General features: G+C 68.0%; 16 protein-coding genes. 10 read left to right on the forward strand and 6 right to left on the reverse strand.

Annotated features, from left to right (window positions below):
* Positions 1-267: 267 nt before the first annotated feature.
* Positions 268-1,080, forward strand: coding sequence for a maleylpyruvate isomerase N-terminal domain-containing protein (locus ACNAVT_RS00495; protein WP_416291699.1), 813 nt, complete (start codon positions 268-270; stop codon positions 1,078-1,080).
* Positions 1,081-1,241: 161 nt separating this feature from the next.
* Here ACNAVT_RS00495 and ACNAVT_RS00500 read toward each other — a convergent pair whose 3' ends face one another.
* From ACNAVT_RS00500 to ACNAVT_RS00515, 4 genes are all read right to left on the reverse strand, one after another.
* Positions 1,242-5,474, reverse strand: coding sequence for a LamG-like jellyroll fold domain-containing protein (locus tag ACNAVT_RS00500; RefSeq protein ID WP_416291700.1), 4,233 nt, complete (start codon positions 5,472-5,474; stop codon positions 1,242-1,244).
* A gap of 83 nt (positions 5,475-5,557) precedes the next feature.
* Positions 5,558-6,388 (reverse strand): cobalt transporter, encoded by an 831-nt coding sequence (locus ACNAVT_RS00505; RefSeq protein WP_416291702.1) that lies wholly within the window; start codon positions 6,386-6,388, stop codon positions 5,558-5,560.
* 3 nt (positions 6,389-6,391) lie between these two features.
* A complete protein-coding gene (locus tag ACNAVT_RS00510) occupies positions 6,392-7,042 on the reverse strand; it encodes a hypothetical protein (protein ID WP_416291704.1) in 651 nt (216 codons plus the stop codon).
* A 178-nt stretch (positions 7,043-7,220) separates the two neighbouring features.
* A complete protein-coding gene (locus ACNAVT_RS00515; RefSeq protein WP_416291706.1) occupies positions 7,221-8,228 on the reverse strand; it encodes a hypothetical protein in 1,008 nt (335 codons plus the stop codon).
* A gap of 162 nt (positions 8,229-8,390) precedes the next feature.
* Here ACNAVT_RS00515 and ACNAVT_RS00520 point away from each other — a divergent pair, with 162 nt between their 5' ends.
* Genes ACNAVT_RS00520 through ACNAVT_RS00530 form a run of 3 tightly spaced genes read left to right on the forward strand, consistent with a single transcriptional unit; the run spans position 8,391 to position 12,195 of the window.
* Positions 8,391-9,008 (forward strand): PadR family transcriptional regulator, encoded by a 618-nt coding sequence (locus ACNAVT_RS00520; protein WP_416291708.1) that lies wholly within the window; start codon positions 8,391-8,393, stop codon positions 9,006-9,008.
* On the forward strand, positions 9,005-9,730 hold the full coding sequence (locus ACNAVT_RS00525) for an ABC transporter ATP-binding protein (RefSeq protein WP_416291710.1): 726 nt from the start codon (positions 9,005-9,007) through the stop codon (positions 9,728-9,730). Before ACNAVT_RS00520 ends, ACNAVT_RS00525 begins: the two co-directional genes overlap by 4 nt.
* On the forward strand, positions 9,727-12,195 hold the full coding sequence (locus ACNAVT_RS00530; protein WP_416291712.1) for an FtsX-like permease family protein: 2,469 nt from the start codon (positions 9,727-9,729) through the stop codon (positions 12,193-12,195). Before ACNAVT_RS00525 ends, ACNAVT_RS00530 begins: the two co-directional genes overlap by 4 nt.
* Before the next feature lie 355 nt (positions 12,196-12,550).
* Here the strand turns inward: ACNAVT_RS00530 and ACNAVT_RS00535 are convergent, their stop codons facing one another.
* Positions 12,551-12,931 (reverse strand): GIY-YIG nuclease family protein, encoded by a 381-nt coding sequence (locus ACNAVT_RS00535; RefSeq protein WP_416291713.1) that lies wholly within the window; start codon positions 12,929-12,931, stop codon positions 12,551-12,553.
* A 1,305-nt stretch (positions 12,932-14,236) separates the two neighbouring features.
* On the opposite strand from ACNAVT_RS00535, the gene ACNAVT_RS00540 reads away from it, so the two are divergent.
* Positions 14,237-14,689, forward strand: a complete 453-nt coding sequence (locus ACNAVT_RS00540; protein WP_416291715.1) for a very short patch repair endonuclease — start codon at positions 14,237-14,239, stop codon at positions 14,687-14,689.
* Positions 14,690-14,755: 66 nt separating this feature from the next.
* Positions 14,756-16,060, forward strand: coding sequence for an ATP-binding protein (locus tag ACNAVT_RS00545; protein ID WP_416291717.1), 1,305 nt, complete (start codon positions 14,756-14,758; stop codon positions 16,058-16,060).
* Positions 16,061-16,074: 14 nt separating this feature from the next.
* Here the strand turns inward: ACNAVT_RS00545 and dcm are convergent, their stop codons facing one another.
* Positions 16,075-18,024 (reverse strand): DNA (cytosine-5-)-methyltransferase, encoded by a 1,950-nt coding sequence (dcm, locus tag ACNAVT_RS00550; protein WP_416291718.1) that lies wholly within the window; start codon positions 18,022-18,024, stop codon positions 16,075-16,077.
* Positions 18,025-18,357: 333 nt separating this feature from the next.
* Between dcm and ACNAVT_RS00555 the strand changes: the two genes are divergently transcribed.
* From ACNAVT_RS00555 to ACNAVT_RS00570, 4 genes are read left to right on the forward strand one after another with little or no spacing between them, the layout of a single operon-like run.
* Positions 18,358-19,836, forward strand: coding sequence for an ATP-binding protein (locus ACNAVT_RS00555; RefSeq protein ID WP_416291720.1), 1,479 nt, complete (start codon positions 18,358-18,360; stop codon positions 19,834-19,836).
* A gap of 49 nt (positions 19,837-19,885) precedes the next feature.
* Entirely contained in the window at positions 19,886-22,675 is a 2,790-nt protein-coding gene (locus ACNAVT_RS00560; protein ID WP_416291722.1) for a Z1 domain-containing protein, read from the forward strand.
* Positions 22,672-23,673, forward strand: a complete 1,002-nt coding sequence (locus ACNAVT_RS00565; RefSeq protein ID WP_416291724.1) for a PD-(D/E)XK motif protein — start codon at positions 22,672-22,674, stop codon at positions 23,671-23,673. Before ACNAVT_RS00560 ends, ACNAVT_RS00565 begins: the two co-directional genes overlap by 4 nt.
* On the forward strand, positions 23,670-25,679 hold the full coding sequence (locus tag ACNAVT_RS00570; protein ID WP_416291726.1) for an AIPR family protein: 2,010 nt from the start codon (positions 23,670-23,672) through the stop codon (positions 25,677-25,679). Before ACNAVT_RS00565 ends, ACNAVT_RS00570 begins: the two co-directional genes overlap by 4 nt.
* Positions 25,680-25,717: the final 38 nt, after the last annotated feature.

Here is a 25,717-nt window from a genome sequence, read left to right on the forward strand (position 1 = left end):
CGATGCGTCGGCACAGCGCCCTCCCGTTCGGCCCCCCAGTCGAGGCGAGCAGAACATAGATTGCTGGAGATGCATCGATCAAGACCTTGATTATGTGACCGGTAACAGATAGAGCACGGAACGTAGTAGTCGAGATCGTCGACTAACCCCTGTCAGCGACCACATCGGGCGAACGATGGCGAAGCCACCGGGATGCTGGACGGTCCCGGCACACAGCGCGAGCCGGCGTCTGGACAGGATGCTAGGGATCGATCAGGATCGGCGGTCATGGCCCCGACGACAGCCGACCCCGCCGGTGGTGGCGAGCTGCCCGACGAAATCCTTGCCGTAGCGAAGCGGCTGGCCGATCTGATCGGCCCGCTACCCACCGCCGACATCCCCATCCCCGGCGCGGACTGGACCGCCGCCGAAGCGGCAGCACATCTGGCGACGGCCAACGAACTCATGGCCACCATCGCCGCCGGCCGGCCGGCAACTCACGGCGACGGAACGAAGGCCGGGCTGGCCATTGCGAACGCGCAGTCGCTGACTGAATACACCGAGCGCAACCCGGGCGTACTCGCGCAGCGGATCGCCGGACAGGCCGCGGCGTTCATCGAGGCGGCCCGGGTCCGACCCGCCACGGAGATCGTCGACACCCCGATGGGCCCGATGCCGCTGGGCGTGTTCAGCTGTTATCTGCTCGCGCACATGCTGAGCCACGGCACCGCGATCGCCGCCGCGCTTCGGCTGCCACCGATCGTCCGGCCGCAGCACGTCGAACTGATCCTGCCGTTCATCCGCACCACCATGCCCCGCCTCGTCGACCGGGCCGCCGTGCGGGACCTGAGCGCGTGCTACGAGTTGCGGCTGCGCGGCCTCTCCCGGTTCTGGGTGCTCTTCACCCAAGGGGTCGCCACGGTCAGCGACACCCCACCGCGGCGGGTCGACTGCACCATCTCGGTCGACCCGGTGTCGTTCTTCCTGCTGAGCACCGGCCTGAGCGGCCAGTGGCCGTTGATTGCCCGCGGGAAACTGCGGGCGTGGGGACGCAAGCCGTGGCTCGCCTTCCGGTTCCTCGGCTTCTTCGCCATCCCGTGACGGCCTGACCCAGCCGGACGCGGGGCGGCGACCAGGACTCCGCGATCGCGGTTCAGGAGCGGTAGCCGGCCGCGCAGACCGCTGGGGTCACCGTGAAACAGATGCGGGGCCGGCCCGACAGAACCGGCCCCGCTCAGGGATCTTGCCTCAGCGCCCCTCGATCAGCGCTTGTTGTCGATCACCGTCAGGGTGAATTCGACGTACGACGCCGCGTGGGTCTCGTCGCCGCCGTAGACCGCCCGCACCTTGTGGGTGCCGGGGTTGGGCAGCATGCGGACGCTGCAGGAGGCGGTGCCCTTCTTGACCTGGGCCTCGCAGAGCACGTCCTCACCGATCATGAACTGCACCGGACCGGTCGCCTTGGTGGGCGTGACGGTTGCGGTCAGTTTCAGGGTCGCCTTCCAGTTGACCTGTACGTCGTTGGCCCGGACCGAGGTCGGGGTGCGCTCCACGGTCGGGGTCGCGGTGACGGTGACCACCCGGTTGGCGACCGCCTGGTTGCCGTTGGTGTCAGCGACCAGGTAGGTCAGCGGGTAGCTGCCCGGGGTGGTGGTGTCGACGGTGCCGATCACCTGGATCCGGTCGGTGACATCACCGTCGGTGTTGTCCACCGCGGTGACCCCGGCCAGCGGATCAAAGTCCTGCCCCTGCTTGACCGAGGTCGAGGCGGGGACAGTCAGCACCGGCGCGGTGACGTCCGTGCCGGCGGCGGTGGCGATGAAGATGCCGCCGAACTGGTCGACCGAGCCCACCTGGTCACCGTTGCCGGTGCGGCTGGTGGTGGTCCAGGCGTAGAGCTCACGCTCGGTCAGGCCGCTCCACTTCACCGTGGCCGGCCAGCCCGACTTGGCCGTGGTCTCACCGATCACGGTGTCGGTCGGCGTGACCAGCACGAGACCGTCGGTGCTGAAGCTGGTCTTACGCGACGACAGGTCGATCGGCAGCACCATGTTGTCCTCTGCGCCGTTGTAGCGCTTGCGGTCGTCGTACTTGGTGGCACCGAAGCTGCCGAGCATCGGCGAGTAGGTGTCGATGCTCATCTGGGCCCGAGCGACGTCGATCTGCAGCAGCCGCAGGAAGCTGGCACCGAACTGCAGCAGGTCGTCCTTCTTGTGGTCGACGATGCCGTCGCCGTCGAGGTCGAGGTTGCCCTTGGCGTCGACCTTCTCCGGCCACAGCTCACCCGCGGTCATCTTGTAGAACTGGTAGTCCGCGAGCAGCTCGACCACGTTGTGCTCGACGGTGACGCCGACCCCGGACTTGAGGTTGGTGCCGACGCCGTGCTCGTGACCGGCGAGGACCAGGAACACGTTGGGGTTGGCCGCGACGATGCTCGAGAAGGCCCGCGAACCGTCGGTGGAGAAGTTGGCGCCTCGGCCGTCCGGCGTGGTCGACGGGGCGAGGTAGGCGTGCGTCAGCAGGATGCCGTTCCGGTCGTGGTAGCGCCGGAAGATCGAGCTGGCCCAGTCGGCCTCGGCCTGGGTGACGCCGTAGGAGAGGCCCACCGAGACGAAGTCCAGACCGCCGGCGGAGAAGAGGACGTAGTTGTTCTGGTTGTCCTTGCCGGGGGTGACCACGGCGCCGGAGGCGTCGGTGGTCTCGTCCCAGGCGTGGTAGGACGCCTTGTACCCGGCCGGCCACAGCTTGGCGCCCTCGTAGTAGCGCTCCGGGCCGTAGTACTGGTTGAACCGCGAGCTCGGGCCGGTCTCGGCACCGCTCTGGTTGTCGTGGTTGCCCGCGACGACCTGGTTGACCAGTCCGGCCGCGTCCAGGGTGCGCTGGGCCTCGGCGGTGAACTGGAACTCCTTGGTCACCTGTTCGTTCAGGCCGGGGCGGAGCAGCTTGCCGCTGGCGTCAACGGCCAGGGGGTTGCTGATGTCGTTCTCGATGATGTCACCGGTGTGCGCGGTGTAGGCGATCTTCCGCTCGGCGGCGTTGTCGGCCAGCCACCGGGTGGTGTCCCGGTAGGACTTCGCCCAGAGCGCCTGCTCCTCCATGGTCATCTTGTCGCTGGGCTCGTCGATGCCGTCGAAGTTGTCGTACGTGCCACCGACCGCGCCCTCGGCGAGGTACTGAGTGTCGGTGAAGTGGGCCAGCGCGAAGTCGTAGTCCGACGGGTTCTCGAAGTGGTCCCGGTTGCCCGGGGCGCCGGCGGTGGCGTCCCGTGGCGCCAGGTCGTCGGCGAACGGGTCCTGGCCGGTGACCAGCACGTGGACCACGCCGTTGTCGACCAACTCCGGCCGGACGACGGCCTTCAGCGCGGTCTCGCCCTCGGCCTGGCCACGGGCGGTGGCGAGCTGGGTCCATGCCTGGGTGGTGCTGTTCCAGGCGTGCAGCGCGACGGCGCGCGCGGGGTCGACCACACCGTTCCACAGGATCTGGCGACGCTCGGCGGACGCCGGCACCTGGACGTCGTACCGCTGGAAGGGGATGTCGCGCGTGGAGGGGCTGTCGATGGTCGTGCCGTCGGGGCGCGGTGCGGTGCCGATCTGGCTGCCTTCGGTGTAGGAGAAGTCCAGCGTCGAAGGCATCACCGGGACGACACCCTGGATGCCGCCGGTCGGGACGCTGGGGGTGGCCTGCTTGAAGGTGGTGGTGACCTCGCCGCCGTCGGGGCTGTGGGCGATCGCGGAGAGGGTCACCCGGCCGCTGCCCTGACCGGCCTCGGTGCCGCCGCTGGTCGGGATGGCGTCGGAGGTGAAGCTCACGGTCTTGCTGACCGGCTTGCCGAAGACGTCGGTCGCCGAGATCTGCAGGGTGTGGCTGCCCGACTTCAGGCCCGGGCCGATCTCCTGGCCGACCTGGATCGGCTCGCCGTCGAGCAGGTACCGCCAACCGGTGGCGTTGCCCTGGTTGGCGACGGTGACCTGGAACTCGGTCGGGCGGCTGAGGCGGGCGCCTTCGGCCGGGACGGTCGAGGTGACGGCAACGCCCGCGTCGCGGACATCGCCGAAAGCGGCGATGTTGAGCGCCTTGACCTCGTCGAGGGTCAGCACCGTCGAGTAGATGCGGGCGTTGAGGACCGAGGCCGGGGCCCAGAACTGGTTGACCGCGTCGGCGCCGATGTAGAAGGCGTTGCGGGCGGCGCCGGTGGGCAGCCCGAGCGTGCCGGCGGCCGGGGTCGACGCCGCGAGGACGCCGTCGACGTAGAGCCGGACCGTCTGGCCGTCCCAGGTGCCGACCGCGTGGTACCAACGGCCGGAGACGATCGTGGTCTGCGCCGACTTGTAGCCGCCCGCGACGTACGCGGTGAAGGTCAGCTTGTCGCCGTAGATCACGATCGAGTAGCCGCCGCTCTCCTTCTCGGAGCAGACGGAATGCTCACCGCTGTTGGGCAGGGTGCCGTTGGACTTCAGGGTGCACTCGATCGACACCTTGGTGTTGATCTTGCTCCACTGGTCTCCGAAGGCGTAGGAGTAGGCGTCGTCGGAGCCGTCGAAGGAGGCGACCTTCGCCTTCACCGCGGTGTCGTGCGCGATCACCGGGTCGCCGTGGACGGTGACGGCCAGGTTCTGCGCGTTGTCCTTCGGGGTGCCGTCGTGGAAGTCGACGTCGAGAACGTCGGCCACCGGGACGGGGGGCTTGGTGGTGTACGCCGACGCCAGCTCGGCCACCTGGGCACCGGTCAGTGCGGCGCTCCAGACCTTGCTCGCGGCGAACGAGGCGGGCGGGGCGACCTGGCCGATGCCGTTCGGGGCGGCGTCGGCACCGATCACGAAGTGGCGCGCGGTGGCGACCGGCGGGGTGAGCGTACCGGTGGCCGCGGTCGAGCCGGCCAGTTGGCCGTTGACGTAGAGGCTCAGGGTCCGGCCGTCCCAGGCCGAGACGGCGTGGTACCAGCGGTTGCCGCTGATCGGGGTCAGCACCGACTTGTAGGCGCCGCCGATGTAGGCCATCGTGCCGAGGTTGCCGCCGTTGACGTAGACGGAGAAGCCGCCGGCCTCCTTGTCGGAGCAGAGGTCCTTCTCGCCGCTCACCGGCATCGCGGTGTCGACCCGGAAGACGCACTCGATGGCGAAACCGGTGGAGAACTTGCTCCACCGGTCGGTGAAGTCGAAGGAGACCGCGTCGTTGACCCCGTTCACCTTGAGGATGTCGTAGCCGAACGCCGGGTCGGTGGTGTAGGTCGGAGCGCCCCAGGTGGTGGCGGTCAGGCCCGTGGCCCGGTCGGTGGCGGTGCCGTTGGTGAAAGCGACGTCGAGCACGTCGGCAGCCGGAACCGTGACGGCGGTGGCCGCCTGGCTGGTCGCGGCGGAGTTCGCCACGTTTTCGAGCAAGGCCGGAGCGGCCTGGGCGGCGGGCGACAGCAGCGTGCCGCCGACCATCGCGAGCCCGAGGGCGGACGCGCTCAGGCGACGCCACCTCCGGGCGGCCGGATGGAGTCGTGTGGTCACGACATCTCCTTCTTCTAGGGGGTTTCCTGTTGGTGATGGGTGGGTGGCTGGCCGGAAGTCCGGTGGAGAAGGGAAGCCTGAGGTCAGGTGCCGGGCAGGCCGGCTACGGCGGCGGCCGAGATGCCGACGCCGATGAGGGTGATCCCGCAGGCGGCCAGCACCGGTGCCACCCGCGTGGCCAGTCGCAGGAGGACGTGGGACTTGGCGGCACGGGCCACGAGGGATCGGCCGGTGAGGGCCATGAGGCCGACGGTGAAGAGCACCGCGGCGAGCCCGAGGCCGAAACAGACCACGAGGAGGAGAGCGAACCCGGCCCGCCCGGCGAAGATGCCGGTGACCAGTACGAGGAAGGCCGCCGGCGAGGGCGTCAGGCCGCCGGACATGCCGAGGAGGAGGAGACCGGGGCGGGACGTGCTGGTGTGGCCGTGATCGTGGCCGTGGCTGTGTCCGTGGTCGTGGCCGTGGCCGTGCCGACGCAGGTGGCGTCGCAGCAGCCAGACCCCGACGGCGACGACGGTCAGGCCGGCCGCCAGCTGCAGACCGGTGGTCAGCCGCTCGAGGCTGACCAGGTCGGAGAGAGAGAAGAAGGTCCAGGCGACCGCGATGGCCAGCACCGACACGGTGTGCATCGCGGCCACCGAGAAGCCCAGCCAGGCGGCGTCGCGGACGCGGCCCCGGGACCCGATCAGGTACGCCGCCGCGAGGCTCTTGCCGTGGCCGGGGGCGAGTCCGTGCGCTGCCCCGGCCACGAAGGCGATCACCAGTGCCACCGGTACGAAACCCGGCGACTGCACCGCCTCGATCAGTCGGTCGCCGAACTCGGCGGCTCCGAAGAGATCGGCGTCAGGGAGGAGTGCTCTGAGGCCGGAGCCGAGGGGCGCCGCTACGGTGTCGAGGCTGGTGGTGGCGCTCATGGTTCAGGCCTTTCGTCCGCGCCGACGGTGCCAGAGGATTCCGGCCGCGACGGCGGCCAGCAGGGCGCCCCCGACGACCGAGAGCTGCAGGGCGCTCCGGCCCGAGGACACCGCGGCGGCGACCGGAGTGGACACGGAGCGGGAACCGGTGTCCGGGCCACCGGTGATGGTCCAGTCCACCGACTCGTGCGCGGCGTCGTAGACGGCCTTCTGCCCGCGGGGGCCCCTGGCGAGCGTCCGGTAGGCCTCGTGCAGGTCGGTGAGCATTCGGGACGTCACGGCCACTGTGCTCACCGGTCCGGGGCAGGTGAACAGCAGATCGGCACCATGGGCTGCCAGGTCGTCGGCCACGCTGACCTCGCCCGCGCAGGGCTGCCCGTCCTGGGTCACGGTGATCCGTTCGGTCAGGTACCGGGCGAACTCGGGAGCCTCAGCCATCGCCGCGGCGTCGGCGGCCTCGTAGGTCACCGCGCCGTCCAGCATCACCCGGTCCTTCGGGAGAACGCCGAGGCTGATGCCGAGCAGGGTCAGGTCATCCGTCCCGCCGACGAGCCAGCGGACCCGCACCCCGTGATCGCCCTCGCCCGCGACCTGGATCTGCTGTGGAGCACCAAAGGGATGCGCCGAGGCCGAGCCCGGAACCAGCACCCCCATCAGCACCAGTGCGAGTACCCAGGAACAACGCACGGCGCGGCGTACGGCACAGCGTGGGGCAGACACAACAGGCTCTCATTCGCTCGGAGACCGGGCGCACACGGCGATAACCGTTCCGGCCGCGGGTGACCATCAAGATCACGGAAACCGAGCGAACTCTTACGGGGAGGTTGCCGGACTACGAAACTGTGGAGCCCGGCCGGGTGACCTGGTGGTATCCGAGCGCCGCCACGCCGAGGGCGAGGCCCCACGCGAGGAAGACGAACTCGGTCCCCACCACCGCCCACTCCGACCACAGCTGCGACCAGGTCACCGTCCTCGTCACCAGAGCCTCCGTCATGAGGTAGATGCCGATCAGGCCGTAGGAGGTCAGCGCCACCGCGACCACACCGGCCGGGATCAGGGCGAGCAGGCGGGGCACCCGATGGCCGGCCCACCATGGGATCCAGCGTGGGAAGACCTGCCCCCAGCGAGCGGCCAGCCCCAGCGTGAGCAGGCCGCCGAGCACCGGAGTGACAGTGAGCGCCAGGCCCGCCGCCAGGCCGATGTCCTGGGTGGCCGCACGGATCCCGGCCGAGGAGATGCCCAACGGAACGCCCATCAGCCACAGCGCGTGCGGAACGGTGAAGCCGAGCACGGGCACCAGACATCCCGCGTACGCCCAATGCCGCACCCATGCCGGCACCGGGCGTGGCCCTTCCATCCTCGGCAGGACGGACCGGCGGGCTCCGAGCGAAGCCGCCACCGCCCCCAGGATCAGCCCACCGCTCAACAGCAGCAGCCGATGGACCAGGTCCCGCCAGTCGGCGGGCCGCCCGAACGCTGCCGCCGGGATCTCGAACAACAGGTGCCCGGGGAACGACAGCGCGACCAACGCCACGCACCCGCCCCAGGCCGCGAACGATGCCGTCCTCCCGGTCCACAGCAGGGCCAGCACCGTCACCCCGGCGAGCACACCGCACAGGGCGACCGGACCCCACCCCTGCCAGAACGGCAGGGTCGCGACCTGGTCCGCGCCGCAACCGGTGGCGATCTCCGCCGCGCCCAAGGACCGGGTGCGGTCGCACGCCGTGTAGCCCCACCGGCCGCCCGCGGCCCAGTAGAGCCGGAGGAGTCCATAGCCGACGGCGTAGGCGAGCGCCGCCAGGGCCCGCCTCCGGGACGTCGACATCCGCGTCACTGGCATGCCTCGACGATCCGGGCGAACGGCGAACCACGTCCTCCCACCCGGTGGGGATTCCGCTCCCCCGTACGGGCTGTGCCGTGCTCATTTCCAGTTACGGAAGTGACTGGACCGCGCGATAATACTGAGTATTATACCGAGTATAATCACGGTGGGTGGTGGACCATGAGCATTCGACATGCACTGCTGGCACTACTGGCAGAAGGATCGAAGTACGGCCTGCAACTGCGGCAGGAGTTCGAGGCACGCACGGGTGAGGTCTGGCCGCTCAACGTCGGGCAGGTCTACACCACGTTGCAGCGCCTCGAGCGCGAAGGACACGTGGAGTCGGACGAGACCGAGCGCGACGGTGCGCAGCGACGGTTCCGGATCACCGCCGGCGGCGAGCGCGAACTGGACAGGTGGTTGCGGACCCCGCCCGGCGCGACGCCTCCACCCCGTGACGAGCTCGTCATCAAGGTGCAGGTGGCGATGCGCCTGCCCGGCGTCGACGTACGGGAGATCCTGCAGCTCCACCGCCGGCGCCTCGTCGAGGAAATGCAGCGGTACACCCACCTCAAGGCCGAGACGAGCCCCGACGACGTAGCACTCGGCCTCGTCGTCGACGCGGAGCTGTTCCGGCTCGAGGCGGTGGTCCGCTGGCTCGACGCGGCCGACGCCCGGCTGCGCCGCCTACCCGCCGCGCCCGGCGTGGCCGCCGGGACAGCGCCGAGCGGCCCGGCCCGACCCGCCGACCGGAACCCGGTCGAATCCACACCGGCACACGAGGAGGCCCGTCGATGAGTGCCGTGCTGAGCATGCGCCAGGTGTCCAAGGTGTACGGCGCGGGCAACGCCGCCGTACACGCGTTGCGGCAGGTGGACCTCACCGTGGACGGCGGCGAGCTGGTGGCCGTCATGGGTCCGAGCGGCTCCGGCAAGAGCACCCTCCTGACGATCGCCGGCAGCCTAGAGGAGCCGACCGACGGTGCGGTGCTGGTCTGCGGCAGCGACGTATCGACCATGTCCGCCGACGCGCGGGCCAGAATGCGTCGCCGGGCCATCGGCTTCGTCTTCCAGGACCTGAATCTGCTCGCCGGGCTGTCCGCCGTCGAGAACGTGGCGCTGCCACTCGAACTCGACGGCGTCGGCGCGCGTGCCGCACGCGCCGCCGGTATGCGCGTACTGGAGGAGCTGGGGCTGGCCGAACGCGCCGCCGCCTTCCCCGACGACCTGTCCGGCGGCGAACGGCAGCGGGTCGCGATCGCGCGCGCGGTGGTCGGCGACCGGCGCCTGCTGCTCGCGGACGAGCCCACCGGTGCGCTGGACTCGACCAACGGCGAAGCGGTCATGCGGATGCTGCGCGCGGCCTGCAAACGCGGGATCGCCGGGGTGATGGTGACCCACGACGCGCAGCTGGCGTCCTGGGCCGACCGGGTGGTGTTCCTCCGCGACGGCCGGGTGGTCGACCAGACCGCGCGGTCGGTCGGCCCGGACACGCTGCTCGCCGGGGACGTGGCCTCGTGACGGCGACCGCCACCCCGCCGGCCGCGGCCCGGCCGGCGCCCCGCCGCGCCCCGGGCGGCGGCCTGCCGGCCCGCCGCGCGGTGATCCGCTGGGCGGTACGGCTGTTCCGCCGCGAGTGGCGCCAGCAGGTGCTGACCCTCGCGCTGCTCACCGTCGCCGTCATCGGCGCCACCTTCGCCGTCTCCGCGACCTACAACATGGCCTCGTCGAGCGACGCGACGTTCGGCCGCGCCGATCACCTCCTGCAGCTCGACGGCGCCGACCCGGCCAGGCTCGACTCCCGGCTCGCCGCCGCACGAAGCTGGTTCGGCACGATCGACGCGATCGGCCACCGATACGTGGGGGTGCCGGGCCTGTTCGACCCGGTCGACGTGCGGGCGCAGGACCCGCACGGCGCGTACGGCGCACCGATGCTGGCGGTGCGGCAGGGCCGGTTGCCGGCCGGCGCCGGCGAGATCGCGGTCACCGACGGGGTGGCGCGTACGTTGCGGACCGGGCTCGGCCGGCGGCTCAGCTTCGACGGCCACGACCGGCTGGTCGTCGGGGTGGTGGAGAACCCCAAGGACCTGGCCGACGAGTTCGCCCTCGTGGACCCGGCGCACGCCGATCCAGGGCAGACCGTCACCGTCCTCGTCGCCGGGAACAAGGACTCGCTGGAGGCGTTCCGCAACACCATCGACGGCCCCCTCGCGCGCGAGTCACGGCCTGACACGACCCGCACCGTGATCGCCGCCGTCACGCTGGCGCTGGCCACCGTCGGTCTGCTGCTGGTGTCGCTGGTCGCGGCGGCCGGGTTCATCGTGGTGGCGCAACGCCGGCTACGGCAGCTCGGCATGCTCGCCGCGATGGGCGCCACGCGGCGACACCTGCGGCTGGTGCTGCTGGCCAACGGCGCCGTCGTCGGCGCGGTCGCGGCGGTGCTCGGCACCGCCATCGGCGTCGCCGCCTGGCTCCTCGTGGCGGGGAGGGTGGAGACGGCCGCCGGGCACCGCATCGACCGGTTCGACCTGCCCTGGCCGACGATCGGCGCGGGGATGCTGCTGGCCGTCGCGACCGCCACCGCCGCCGCGTGGTGGCCGGCGCGGGCCATCGCGCGTACCCCGATCATGAGCGCGTTGTCGGCCCGGCCGCCGCGGCCCCGCCCGGCCCGGCGCACGGCGGTGGTCGCCGCGGTCCTGCTCGCCTCCGGCGTCACCTGCCTGGTGCTGTCCGGCGGGAAGAACCCGGTGCTGATCTCCGCGGGCACCGTCGCCACGGCCGTCGGGGTGCTCTTCGTCGGGCCGGCGGCGATCCGGGTGCTGGCCGCGGCGCGCGGCGGGATGCCGGTGGCCGTCCGGCTGGCGTTGACCGACCTGGTCCGCTACCAGGCCCGGGCCGGCGCGGCGCTGGCCGCGATCAGTCTCGCCCTGGGGATCTCCGTGGCGGTCGTCGCGGGCTCCGCCGCCGCCGAGTACCAGGCCAGGCGGTCGGCTGGGCTGGGCAACCTGGCCGAGGGCCAGCTCCTGGTCCGCATCGGCCGACCCACCCCGGTGATCCCGGTACGCACCCCGGCGGAGCTGGCCGGCCTGCAGGCCCAGCTCGACGCGATCGCCGGCAGACTCGGCACGCCCACCGTGACCCCGCTCGACATGGCGGTCGCCGCGGACACCGAGCCGGGCCAGCCCGGAAGCCAACCCGGCCATCCGGCCGTCGAGATCGGCAGGCCGGTCGCCGATGGCCAGGCAATGGCGTCGTACCCCGTCTACGTGGCCACTCCGGAACTGCTCCGGCTCTACCGACTCGACACCGCGGCGGTCGCGGCCGACACCGAGGTGCTCACCGTCCGTACCGGTGCACTCGAACTGGTGAACATCCCCGAACGCCGCGTCTACCCGAAGACCCAGTCCCTCCCGGACACCGGGTACACCTCGATGCCGAACTCGATGGTCACCACGAGCATGATGTCCCGCCACGGCTGGCAGCCCGCACGGGTCGGCTGGCTCGTCGCGGCGGACCACCCCCTCGCCGAGCAGGAGCTGACCACCGCGCAGAACCTCGCCGCGGCCGCCGGCTTCACCATCGAGTCCCGCCGGCAGCAAGGCTCGCTCACCGCGCTGCGGACCGGGGCGGTCGCCGCGGGCGCGCTGCTCGCCCTCGGCATCCTCGCCATGACCGTCGGCCTCATCCGCGGCGAAGCGGCCGGCGACCTCCGCACCCTCACCGCGACCGGCGCCCCGCGACGCGTACGGCGCACCCTGACCGCCACGACCGCCGGTGCGCTCGCGCTGCTCGGTGCGCTTCTCGGCCTGGCTGGCGCGTACGCCGGGTTGGTCAGCGTCCTGCACCGCGACCTCGGAGCCCTCGCCGGCGTACCGGTCGCCCACCTGGCGGCGATAACCGTCGGTCTGCCGGTGCTCGCCGCGGTCGCCGGATGGCTACTGGCCGGCCGCGAACCGGTCGCGTTGAGCCGTCGCAGGCTGGACTGAGAGCAAGGCCCGCGCGATCGTGGATCTCCGGACCGGCGAGATCCGGTCCGGCGTGGCGGCTGCGGTAGACGGTCATCGCCACGGATCCGTTCCGGCAGGTGGATCCGCTCGCCGGGCACGCTATTCATGATCTCGACTCCACCGTCACACTCGCCGTCGCACCGTCGCACCGTCGCACCGTCGCTCGTGTGCGCGGTGCTCGCGGTCTTCAGCAGGCTGCCTGGAGACGGGGTAAGCCAGTGACCGTTTGGCGATAGAGGCCAGTACGCTGCCCGCCGCGATGGTTTCGTCAGCAACCGCATCCTTCACGGCGAGGAGGGCCGGCGAGGCTTGCCGCCGGCACGCTGGCAGTCCGCTACTGGGGCTTTGGCACCTGACGGTTGAAGTACGGCCGCAGCGCCAGGACCAAGGCATCTTTCATAACCTTTGGATTGTCGGTCGCCTGCCAGCGGACCTCGCGCCGGCCCAGCCAGCCTGCGATGTTGGCGGCCGAAGCTGCCTTGCCCGGGTCGTCCAAGAGCTGGCCGATCTGGTCGTGCAACACCGACGAGCCGCGGTTGCCGGTCAGATGCTGCCGGAGGCGCCGCCGCAGGTCGCCCGTCGACCCGACGTAGAGTATCGCGCCCCGGTCGAGGACCACGTGCACGCCGGGCGAGCAAGGAGCGCTGGCGGCGGCTTCCATCGTGTACAGCTGGGGAGGCGTGAAGTCTGCCAAAAGATCCTCGGCGTCGAGCATCCCCGGACGTTACCGGTGTCAGCCGTCCCTCGCAGTTACGCACTTTCTGGCTGCCGTCGGGTAGAGAGCAGCGCCGATCGCCATCAAGCTCTATGCCGCACCAGACGCGGTGGCGGGGGTGCTACGCATCCTCCTCGCTGAGGCACGGTCTCACAGAAGTCGATACCGGTGGCGCGGCTGAGCGGCTTCGCACAGCGCGACGGACAGCTCGGCGACCATGTCGTGACTGGTCAGCGTGGTGGATAGGTGGATGATTCAGCGGGGTGCGGCCATCGCCGTATCAGTGGACACCTGCGTGCCATGGCGCGTAGAGCGACAGCGGGGCAGGCAGAACGGCGGACCCTCGATCGGGAGGAAGCGGCATCGCCGGAGTTCGTCACCCGCCCCGGACCATGCATTCACTCTGGCCAGCCGCTTGAGCCCACGCCATGACTATGGACTGGACCTTGGCGGCAGCCATGGACCAGCCTGACCCTGCGGGACACCGACGACGGCCACTTGGTGAATGTGGTTCAGCGCCGGATCTTGCACCCGGTAGTCGAGACGATCATGAGGTCTTTCCTATGATCCGGACACGCTGGCACCGAGGAGGATTCCGTGGCACGTGTGCGTTCGTTCGGCCCGTCCAATCAGCTAGTCAAGGCCCATCCGACAGAGGTGGACTGCGAGTACGTGGTAATCCACGACGGTTCGCAACGCCTGCTTCATTTGAGCACCTTCGGAAGCGACGATCGCGCGAGCGAGCGTAAATCGAGCCAGAGCCTCCAACTGGACTTGGAGGCAGCCCGTCGGCTCCTTCAGATCGTCGAACGAGCCTTCCCGGAGCTCAGCCGTCCGTAACCGTCACGGCGTGGGGCACTACTGGCGGCTAACCATCAAGGGCTCCCGGCCGCGGTCGGTGCCGGACGCGTGTCCTTGGCCTGATGAAACTTTCACAGGGACTCGAACCCTTGGACCTCGTGGCCCGTCGACCAAGCAAACGCCGTACCAGCTCAAACGGCTGGCAGGGAGTTCACTTGACGCTTGACCTCAATGACGCCGGCGCGGCGTAAGGGCGATCGACGTGTTCCTGCAGCAACAGCCGGCGAAGGGTCGTTTGGCGCCCAGGTCAAGCCAGTGACCTGCGGAAGCAGTAACCTTCCACGGCTGGCCGCGTCGAGGTCCCCTCGGCTCGACCGAAGGCCTTTGCCGATGTACGCGGCAAATGTCCGGCATACGGCAACGGTGTCGTTTATCCCGACACGGGTGATACGGCGTGACGTTCGCAGAGCTCAAGCTGCCAGGAAGACCGGTGACATCGTGATGATGAGCAGCACGTCCACCAGCGGCCCCGCCGGTCGTCGACCGGCTCCACTCAACGAAGCGGTCTCGTCTCAAATGAAGCGAATGCGCCGTGCTTCCACGAAGCCAGAGCTGCTTATCCGCAAGGAGCTTCACGGCCGCGGCCTTCGGTTTCGGGTGAATCATCCCGGATTGCCGGGACGGCCTGATATTGCCTTCACCAGAGCCCGCCTTGCCATCTTTGTCGATGGTTGTTTCTGGCATCGCTGCCCCAAGCATGGCGTCATGCCAAAGAACAACGGCGTGTGGTGGGAGGCGAAACTGCGCCGCAATGTCGAGCGGGATCGGGAGAAGGATGCAGCACTGTCGGCGCTCGGCTGGCACGTTCGGCACTTCTGGGAGCACGAGGATCCGGCAAGGGTGGCGGAAGAGATCGCGCAGCACTGGCGCTGCCTGCTGGACAGCGTGGGTGTCTGATGCAAGATCATCAGGTGGCTTGTGAGATCCTGGTCCTCGTTCGACCGAGTTGATGGAGGTGGCCGAATGCCCGGCAAAGTTTGGTTCGACGTCGCACCGTCGGCCGCACGCCTGACCAGCTCTCTTCGTGACATCGGCTACGACTTCCCCACGGCGGTCGCGGACGTCGTCGACAACAGTGTGGCGGCTGGAGCTACCCGGGTGGAGGTAATGATCGAGTTCGCGGGATCCAAGTCTCGGGTCTACATTGCCGATGACGGCCACGGCATGTCGCCTGGCGCGTTGCTGGAGGGCCTTCGCCTCGGCACCCGCCGCTCTTACAGGCCGGGCGAACTTGGTCGCTACGGACTGGGTCTCAAGACCGCCTCACTGTCCCAGTGCCGATCGGTGGCGGTGATCTCCCGAAGCAATCCGGAGGTGGTTAGGACATCGGCCCGGGTCCTCGACCTTGACGTAGTGGAGGAATGGGACCAGTGGGTCGTGGTGGACCCGGGCAGTGATCCGGACGTCGCCAGAGCCAAGCAGTGGCTGGCCGAGGGAACTGGGACGGTTGTCCTCTGGCGTCATCTCGACCGGGTGCTGCCTGAGAAGCAACCCGAGGGAGGTTGGGCTCGGCGCCGGTTCGAGAACCTTGCCGCAAAGACTGCGGAGCACCTCGGAATCGTGTTCCACCGCTTCCTCGAAGGCGCCGCCGGAAAGGCTTCGCTGGTCATCACAGTCAACGGTCAGAAGGTCAGGGCATGGAACCCATTTGCACCCGAGGAGCCTGGCCTGTCCGAGCTGCCGGCGCAGCGCTTCGAGGTCACGGCCGGTGATGTGACAGGTCACGTGGATCTCCGGCGCTTCATCCTCCCTTCGCGCGACAGGTTCTCCAGTCCTGGGGAGTTCGAGCGGCTCTCCGGCCCCCTCAACTGGAACCGACAGCAGGGCCTTTACGTCTACCGGGCGAACCGACTGGTGCAGTGGGGCGGCTGGAACGGCATCCGGGGCATCGACGAGCACACCAAGATGGCGCGGGCCTCTCTCGACTTCAGCACCGACCTCGATTCGGCCTTCAACATCAATGTGGCCAAGATGCGCGTTTCGCTACCCGCGCAAGTGCGCCAGATGCTCGAGACGCCGGTCAACGAACTCTGCATTTACGCCAACGACGCCTATCGCCGGAGCGCGCGACCCAAGCCCAAGCCAGTCCCCGCCGATCTCAACGCCGCCGCTGACGTCCGTCCGGCGACGCAGGCAGCGGCCACAGCCGGACTGGCCCTTCGGGCGGCAGCAATGCAGGCCGGCGAGTGGGACGCATGGCAGCGGATCGCTGCGTCGTTGCGCAGGGAAGCGCCCGAGGTCGCAAAATCGCTGGGGCTCGACGGCTGAGCCACCGACAGCGATCAGAAGAGCCGCAGCGGGTCGGCGCGGGACTCGACACAGAGTTTCTGCAGCGGGCAAGCATTGCACTCGGGCTCCACCGGCCGGCACAGCGTGTTCGCCAGTTCCACCAAGCCGAGGTGAGCGCCCCGGGCATTGCTGTCTGCGCCAATCATCCGAGCGATCTCGAGCCGTCCGTCGGTGAGCCGATTCCGGCGGTTCACGGGGTCGCCGCTGAAGCGGGCCGCTACTCGCAGCACGCCCTTGGTCACCAGGACGGGCTCCTCGGAGTCCTCATCGCCGTGGCTGGGCACAACCAAGACAGCAAGGTCGGCCACCGCCTCCGTCAGACCGGGCACTTGGCGCAGGCCGTCATCGTCGTTCAGCAGCTCGGGATTCTCTGCGAGCCGGCCTGCCAGCTCGAGAATCGCGCCGGCCCGCTGCGAGCGCGACGCCCACTTGCTGATCTCGACAAGCTCGCTTTCCGCAAGGACCGTGTCCTGGGGCTTCCGCCAGCGGGCGAGCAGCGGCCAGATGAAGCGCACGACCTCAGCCGGGGCTCGGTCCAGCAGCATCTCGGCCTGGATCACCTGCCAGCGTGTCTCTGCTCGTAGCCAGGGGATGCCTCGGACCGCCGCGCTGTCAAACCAACCCGCCAGCAGCGCCGCGACGTCCTGGGTCGTAGCCGCAACAGGACGGGGATCGCCGAGCGACCCACGCACTGCGGCAGCGAGGTGCTCGCCGAGCAGCGGCGGCACGGCGTTGCCGATCTGCCGGAATGCCGCCGACGGCGGTCCGGCGAAGCGGAACCAGTCCGGGAAAGTCTGCAGGCGAGCGGCCTCACGGACAGTGATGGTCCGGTTCTGCCGAGGATGGATGTACCAGTAGCCGTCCTTGGCAATGTGCGCCGTGATCGTCCGGGAGAGGTTGTTCTCGTCCAGCCGCTTGTACTTGTCGTCGAAGATGTCGTCCCGGTACCGCTTAACGTCGTCCGGCAGGTCGCTGTAGCGCGTGCTGTGGTCCATCGCCTCAAAAGCGCGCGCGTCGTCCTCGCGGACTGGCCTAGTGATGTGGTCGAAGACCTTGTGCCTGTCGCTGGCGGGCACGTCCTCCCGCATCCGGCGCTGGAAAACGCTGACCGGGCCTTCGTAGTCGCTCCAGCCCTCTGCGCCACCTTCCGGCCGCCATCCCCCCTCTACTGGGGGAAGATCGCCGATGGCGTTCCAGACCGTGACCCGCTCGGGCTGCTCTTGCGGCCATGTGAACTGGACACCATCACGTAGAGCCACGAGGATGAGCCGCTGACGGAACTGCGGAACTCCGTAACGGAAGGTCTCCACCGACCGCTCCTCGACCGAGTACCCGATCGATTCGAGCTCATGGACCATCGTCCGAAGGATGAACATCTCCTTGTCGAGCGCCATGTCGGGCACGTTCTCCATGACCACGGCCTGCGGGCGAGCGGTCCGTGCGATCTCCAGGAACGACCGCCAGAGGTCCCGACGCTCGTCATAGGGATCGCGGAGGCCGTGCCGGACGCGGTGCCGAATCTTCGAGCGCCCAGCTTTTGAGAACGGCTGACACGGCGGGCCACCCGCCAGCAGCTCAATCTCGGCGGCCTTCATTAGCTCGCCGACCTGCCGGACCCGTTCCGGATCGCCGAGGTCCCAGTCCACGCTGAGTCCCGGATGGTGGTGGCGGTGAGTCTCGACCGCCTCCTCGTCGTGGTCGACCGCGAGTACAACCCTGTAGCCAGCGGCGTCGAGACCGAGGCTCAGCCCACCGGCACCACTGAAAAGATCGGCCGCCAAGCGCCCGCCCTCGGCGCGGAGCTTCGCGGCGAGGGAGATGAGTTCCTTGGGCTCCGAGCACGCCTCGGGATGCGGCGCGAGCCGGACGAACGGACCTCGGACCAGCTTTACTCCGTACCCACGGCGACGGGCAGGGGCGGTGGGCTGGTCTTCACTGGTCACGATCAGGCAGGTTACCGCCACGGCATCCCGCGTCACCGACCGCCGGTGGCGACACACCGCCCGCTACAGCCACCGGTACAGATGTCAGCCGCCGTTGGCCTGAGGCAACTATTGCCCGTACGGCTCAATGTTGGCAGAGTAAAGAGAACAAGCTGCTCGAAAGCCACACAACCGATCTTGGCGGGCTGACCGAGCAACGGCCCCTACCTATACTCGCGGCGTCCGTTCCAAGGTTCGAGGTCCGCCGGGCTGGCTACACCTGCTGGATCGGGCAGCAAGGACGCGACTGTGCGGCACCGTCATGGTTCCTGCACCGACTGGAGCCCACCTGCCTTGAGCTACGACATCGCGAACCCCGATCCCGCGGGCACCATCACCTCTCTGCGGTCGTTCGGCTACAGCATCGAGGCTGCTGTCGCGGACCTGGTCGACAACAGCGTCTCCGCCGGCGCCCGCCACATCGACGTCTTCTTCACCTGGGCAGGCCCCGCCTCGTGGGTCGCGGTGGTGGACGACGGCCGGGGGATGACAGCCGAAGAACTTGTGACCGCAATGACCGTGGCGGCCCGAGGCTCCTACCAGGCTCGGGCATCGGAGGATCTCGGGCGCTTCGGCATGGGGTTGAAGAGCGCTTCGTTCTCGCAGGCCGCCCGTCTCACGGTTGGCACCACAACGGAGGCCGGCTCCCACGAGGCCGTCCGGACCTGGGATCTGTCTGTGGTGTCAGAGACGAGCGAGTGGCGACTGCTGCACGGGACCGACGAGGAGACCAGCACGGTTCTGAAGCAACTCCGGCCGGACGGCCATGCGGGCACGACCGTCGTCTGGCGAGATCTGCACCGGTTCGCTGTGGACGGCTTGACCAACGAGGACGTACGGGCGCAGAAACAGTTCTACGCGGAGGCAACCCGGGTCGAGGAGCACCTCGGCATGGTGTTCGCACGATTCCTCGCCGGCAGGAACCGGACCACGATGACCGTCAACGGCACGCCCGTCAAGGCCTGGGATCCATTCCTCAGCGGTCACCCGTCGGTCCAGCGGCTACCGGCAGAGGAACTGCCGGTAGACAACCACGTGGTCCGCATCGAGCCGTTCATTCTGCCGCATCCTAAGAAGCTCAGTCCCGAGCAGCAGCAACAGGCAGCTGGCCCGGGAGGGTGGCTGGATCAGCAGGGCTTCTACGTGTATCGGCGAGACCGGCTGATCCTGGCAGGCGACTGGCTGGGCATCCGCGGCTTCCGGCGGGACGAGCGGTACAACCTCGCGCGCATCGTCGTCGACGTGCCAGCCGAGGCGGACGCCGACTGGGCCATCGATGTGCGGAAGTCGACCGCTGTGCCTCCCGTAGGCGTCCGACGGCACCTTCAAAGAATCGGTACCGCCGCCCGCAGCCGAGCCGCAGAGGTGCTCAGCCACCGGGGACGAATCGCTGCCCGCGAACACGGCGCAGAGTTCATCTACGCCTGGCGTGTCGACAAGCGGGAGAGCAGCATCCGCTGCCGCATCAACCGGGATCACCCTCTCGTACGAGAGGTGCTGCAGGGCGGCCCGGACGCGGCGATCGACGCCAAGGCACTCATCCGGCTGCTTGAGGAGACCGTCCCGGTGGCTGCGCTCCGCATCATGCACGACGGCGACGTGACGGACGATCCCGAGCCATTCCTCGGCGCGGCCCCGAAGGAGGTGAGCGATGTGGCAAATCGGATCTACGCAGCTTTCGTCGCCCAGGGTCGCACGCCGCGGGAGGCGAGGGAGCGGCTTGCTCTGATGCCGCCGTTCGATCAGTTCGACGGCTTCTGGCAACACCGTTGACGGGGACCTGCATCTCATGACGCAACCAGAGCGACCTGCGGAGGGCGCAGTGACGATCAGCAGCGATGAGCACGACAGCGCCCTCGAGCAGGCGATCCGGCTCGTTCTCGCATACCTGCCTCAGGACCGGCAGGCGACGCCGACCGAGGTGGCCAAAGGCGTCGACATGGTCTGGATCATGCAGCACTCTCAAGGGCTGGTGCTTGAGAAGGAGCTCCTGCTCAAGGAGATCCAGTCGCGGGTCGTGGTGTGGCAGGACGACTCGGTCGGGCTGAAGGACGACCGAAACCACATCGAGTGGCTGACAGAGGCACAGCTGGAGCGCAGCTGGGACTTCTGGGACCGGTACCGCCGGTACCTGGAGGACGTTCGCCTCATGCCGCCGCGCGTCGTCAGGAAGCTCGACCAGAGCACGGGGCGGGTGCTACGCCAGCTGGAGGATCCCCGGCGCCCGGGCCCGTGGCGACGGACCGGCATGGTTGTCGGGCAGGTCCAGTCGGGCAAGACCGGCAACTTCATCGGGCTGGCCTGCAAGGCTGCCGATGCGGGCTACAAGCTCATCGTGATCCTGGCAGGCATCCACAACAGCCTCCGCAGCCAGACCCAGCTACGGGTCGACGAAGGCCTCCTCGGGTTCGATACGCAGTACCAGCACCGGTACGACGAGGCAACCAAGACGGCACGGATCGGCGTAGGTGTCATGCCCGGCGTGAAGCGGCTGAAGATCGCCTCGCTCACGAACAGCGCCGAGAACGGAGACTTCCGGCGGGACATCGCCACGAAGATCAACCTGCCTATCGGGGACTACCCCGTGGTTCTCGTGATCAAGAAGCACCGGAGCATCCTCGAGTACGTGCGGAAATGGATCGTTGAGGTCGACGGCGAGCTGAAAGGTGACGGCAAGACCAAGATTGTCCGGGACATCCCCCTTCTCGTGATCGACGATGAGGCGGACCACGCATCGGTCGACACGAGCAAGGACGATGAAACCGACCCGACGAAGATCAATGCCGCGATCAGGCACCTGCTCAACAGCTTCGAGAAGGCTGCCTACGTCGGCTACACAGCAACCCCGTTCGCCAACATCTACATCAAGCCGAAAGCTGACCACGACCTCTTCGGCTTGGACCTCTTTCCTGAGAGCTTCATCGAGAGTCTCCATGCCCCGTCCAACTACCTCGGACCAGAGCGCGTGTTCGGCCTTAGTCGGACGGATGACGAGGACGTGGAGCCGCTGCCCATCTTCCGTGCCGTGGAAGACCACGAGTCCTGGATGCCGCCGAAGCACAAGAAGGAGTGGGTGCCGCAGGAGGAAGATTTCCCCCGGTCGCTCCGCGAGGCCCTTCACGCCTTCGTGCTCACCTGCGCCGCCCGCGCCGCACGGGGACAGGACAAGCAGCACAGCTCGATGCTGGTACATGTGACCCGGCTGGTGAACGTACAGAACCGGGTCCGCGAGCAGATCGACGACTACATCGGTCTGATGCGCGACAGGCTGCGCGACACGATGAGCGACCAGGCCACGAAGGTTCTCACTGAGCTTCGCGACCTCTGGGAGAGCGACTTCGTGCCTACGAGCGAAAAGTGCGGAACAGAAGGCGACCTGTCGACTACATGGAACGCCGTCGAGAAGAACCTACGAGCTACGCTGCTGAAGATCCAGGTACGAGCGATCAACGGTAGTTCTCGCGATGCCCTCGAGTACTACGAGCAGCGCAAGAAGGGCATGTCTGTGATCGCCGTCGGGGGCGACCGGCTCTCCCGTGGCCTGACCCTCGAGGGCCTGAGTGTCAGTTACTACCTCCGCGCCTCGAACACCTACGACACTCTCCTGCAGATGGGGCGTTGGTTCGGCTACCGCCCGCGCTACGAGGACCTCTGCCGGCTGTATACCACCTGGGATCTGTGGAACGCCTACGCCGAAATCACGGCGGCTGACAACGAGCTGCGCCGTGACTTTGAGGCAATGGCAGACATGGGCGCCGCACCGGAGAGCTTCGGGCTCCGAGTCCGAACCTCCTCCGCCGGCTTGACCGTGACCGCCGCAAACAAGATGCGCCGTGGCGTCAAGGTGCGACTGAGCTACTCGGGAGAGCTCCCGGAGACAACCACCTTCAGCCTGCGGCCGGACGTCGTTCGACGGAACTTTGACAACCTCGAACGCTTTGTCACGTCCTTGGACGAGCGGAGTAGTGCCGAGGAAGATCTGACCAGCCTTGTCTGGAAGGACATCCCAGCAGCCGACATCATCGACAACTTCCTTGAGGGCTACGTTCCGGACCGCGGCTCCTACCGAGTGAGGCCAGCCCTAATCGCCGAGTACGTCCGCCGGTGCGCTGCGCTGGGAGAGCTGACACGTTGGACAATCCGGCTTGTCGGTACGCCGACCGGAGAACCCTTCAAGGTTGCGGCTCACACCCGGACGTTGGTGAAGCGTTCCCGTCCCAAGGGTCATGTGGACGAGGCGGACCGGTACACCATCAAGCGGGTGCTGAGCCCCGCGGATGAGGGCCGCGACCTCCCGCGCAGCTTGTTTGAGAAGGCGCTTGAGGCGACGAAGCTCGCGCGCGCCCGCGAGGCTGAACGCACAGGCAAGGACGCCGTTCCCACCGTACCTACCGGCGAACCGCTCCGCAGGTTCCGCCCCGTGGACCAGCCCCTTCTCTTGATCTACCCGATCAAGCATCCGGACTGGGCCCCCGACAAGCAGCTTCCCCCGCTGATCGGTTTCGCCATCAGCTTCCCGTTCTCGGCGCACCCCACAGAGACCGAGTACGTGGTCAATGAGATCTGGAGGCAGCAGGGGCTTGACATCTACGACGAGGCGGACGCCGAGTGAGGATCAGCGAGAGCGACTGGGAAGCGCTCGAAGCGGAACAACATCCGTACGGGCTCGTCAAGCGTCGTCTGTTTCCGCGCTCAAACCACGACATCTTCGTGGCCGTTCAGCAGCCCGCCGGCAGGCGAATGCTGCTGCTCACCGTGTCGGCCGCCGCCGCTGAACTCCTGCGCCAGCACCCTGCCCTGCCGAGGACCAAGGGTCTCTTGCTACAGCTCGTTCCGACGAGCGATGGAAGTCAGGAGCTTCAGGTGGTGCTCACCGCCGGCGAGCGGCGGGAGGTCTTCAATCCTCTGATCACCGACATCGCAGCTGCTGCAGCTGCGCAAGAAGGGCCGGTGGGAGCTCTCCGAACGGCGATCGAACGCTTTGAGCACTGGCGTCGACTGCTGCAGTCGATCGGGGACGGCGGGCTTGGTGCCGATGCTCGCCGGGGCCTCTTCGGCGAACTGGTAGTCCTCCGGGACCAGGTCATGCCTGTTGTTGGCTCCGAAGCCGCGGTTTCGGCATGGCGCGGGCCCACTGGCTCTCACCAGGACTTCCAACTGTCGCCTTGTGCAATCGAGGTGAAGACCGGAGCGGGAAAAAACCCGCGAACCATAGCGGTCGCAAACGAGCGTCAGCTCGACGGAACCGCTGCCGGGCAACTGCTCCTCTGTCATCTGTCAGTTGACGAGCGGCAGGGCGGTTCAGGGGAGTCACTGAACGACGTCGTGGATGATCTGCTCGGCAAGCTCGCGACGGGGCCGGCGGACGAATTCGCTGACCTGCTCGTTCGTGCCGGCTATCTCTCTGAGCACCAGCACCTGTATGACGAGCCGCACTACACCGTACTGCGGACCGACTTCTGGCATATCACTGGCGAGTTCCCCCGCATCGTGGAGGCGGATCTGCGGCCAGGAGTTGGCAGCTGCAGCTACCGCATCAGTCTTGTCGGGCTGGACCAGTACGGTGTCCCCGCCGAGCGGGTCGCCGTCATCATGAAGGGGGATGCGTGAGTCAGAACAGCCTGTCGGTCTATGCTCAGGATCTCGTCGCAGATGTGCTCGCGACGGCCGAGGCGGAGAACGCCACCGCTCCTGACACCTTCACTCGTCGGGTGCTCGACGAACTTGAGCAGGCCGGCGAGATCGAGAACACCTTCACCGCCTACCACAAGGCCCATGGGCTGGAGGTCAACGGCTACGGCACGAACGAGTCCCTCGGGACTCTCGACCTCTTCATCACACATTTCAGTCTCAGGCCTGAGGAGGACCGGCTGCCGCGGGCCCAGGTCGAGACGTTATTCAAGCGCCTGGCCACTTTCGTCCGCAAATGCCGTGATGGTCTCGCACGAGACATCGACGAATCCTCCGACGTGCATGACATGTGTGCCGCAGTGGAGAAGGCCCTACCTGATGCTCCTCGGATCCGTCTTTTCCTTCTCACCGATGTCGTCAGCACTGTCTCCGCCCTTCCGCCTGGCGATCTGGACGGTCTGACGCTCACCCACGAGGTCTGGGACCTCAACCGCCTCCACCGCTTGGCCTCTTCGGGGACGCTCAGCGAGCCGATCGTGGTCGAGTTCGATCCGCCGCTGCCCTGCCTAGCCACCCCTGAGACGGATCACGACTATTCAGTCTTCCTGGCGATCATCCCCGGACAGGAGCTCGCTGATCTCTACGGGAAGCACGGCACGCGACTGTTGGAGCTCAACGTCCGGTCCTTCCTGCAGACCAAGGGTGGCGTTAATCGCGGCATCCGGGACACGTTGCTGCACAACCCCGACCGCTTCCTGGCCTACAACAACGGGATCACCGCCACCGCCGAGGTCGTCGAGTTCACCCAGCTCCCCGGCGGCGGGCAGGCGATCAGCCGGATCCAGGCCCTCCAGATCGTCAACGGCGGCCAAACCACAGCGTCCATCCACTACGCGCACACGAGGGACAAGGCAGACCTCAGTCAGGTGCACGTCCAGATGAAGCTGACCCGGGTCTCTGAAGAGCGGCTGCAGGAGATCGTGCCTGAGATCTCCAAGTACTCGAACACTCAGAACAAGGTCACGGTTGTGGACTTCAGCTCGAATCACCCCTTTCATGTGGGCATCGAGAAGGTCACCCGGTCACTCTGGGCTCCCGCTGCCGACGGCAGCGGGCAGGAGACCCGCTGGTTCTATGAGCGCGCCCGGGGCCAGTACACGGACGCGCTGGCCCGTGAACGGACCCCGGCCAACCAGCGCAAGTTCAAGAGCCTGCATCCACTTGCTCAGAAGTTCACCAAGGCCGACGCCGCGAAGTACATCCATTCCTGGGCCGGGCTCCCATACCTGGTCAGTCGAGGAGCTGAGAAGAACTTTCGCGAGCTGATGATGCGGATGGGCGACAACGTTCCGGACATCAACACCAGCTTCGGCCAGCGACTGATCGCCAAGGCGATCCTGTTCAAGGCGACCGACAAGGTTGTCGCCGACCAAGACTTCGGCGGGTACAAGATCAACATCACCTCTTACTCGGTCGCTCGCATCGCCGAGGCGACGAATCGGCGGATCGACCTGGATCGGATCTGGCGGGAGCAGCGGCTCAGCCCGGCTCTCGCCGCCGCCTTGGAAGAGCTGTGCGTGCCCGTCCGTGAGGTCATCGTCAACCCTCTCCGGGGCGGGACCAACATCGGTGAGTGGGCGAAGCGTCCGGACTGCTGGGAGGCGGTCCTCGCCATCCCTTGGACGGTACCGGACGATCTCGCCGCGGAGCTGGCTGACCAGCCCGTCGAGGACAGCTCTCCCTCCGCGTCAGACGACAACGCCACTGGCGACGTCGCCGCGGTCATGGCCATTCCTGCGCCAGAGTGGTTCTCCATGGCACGTTGGGCAAAGGAGACGCGCAACCTGCAATTGTGGCAACGCCAGCTCGCTGACAACGTCGGCCGTTACATCAACAACAGCTGGGACATCACGGACAAGCAGGCGGCCCAAGCCCTTCGGGTCATGGAAGAGGCGAAGCGGCTGGGCTTCCACGCCGCCTCCTGATCGGCAACTGGCTCGAGGTCGAGCACGGGCATGAAGGG

The sequence above is a fragment of the Micromonospora sp. SL4-19 genome (genome assembly GCF_047921475.1).
Taxonomy (GTDB): Bacteria; Actinomycetota; Actinomycetes; order Mycobacteriales; family Micromonosporaceae; genus Micromonospora.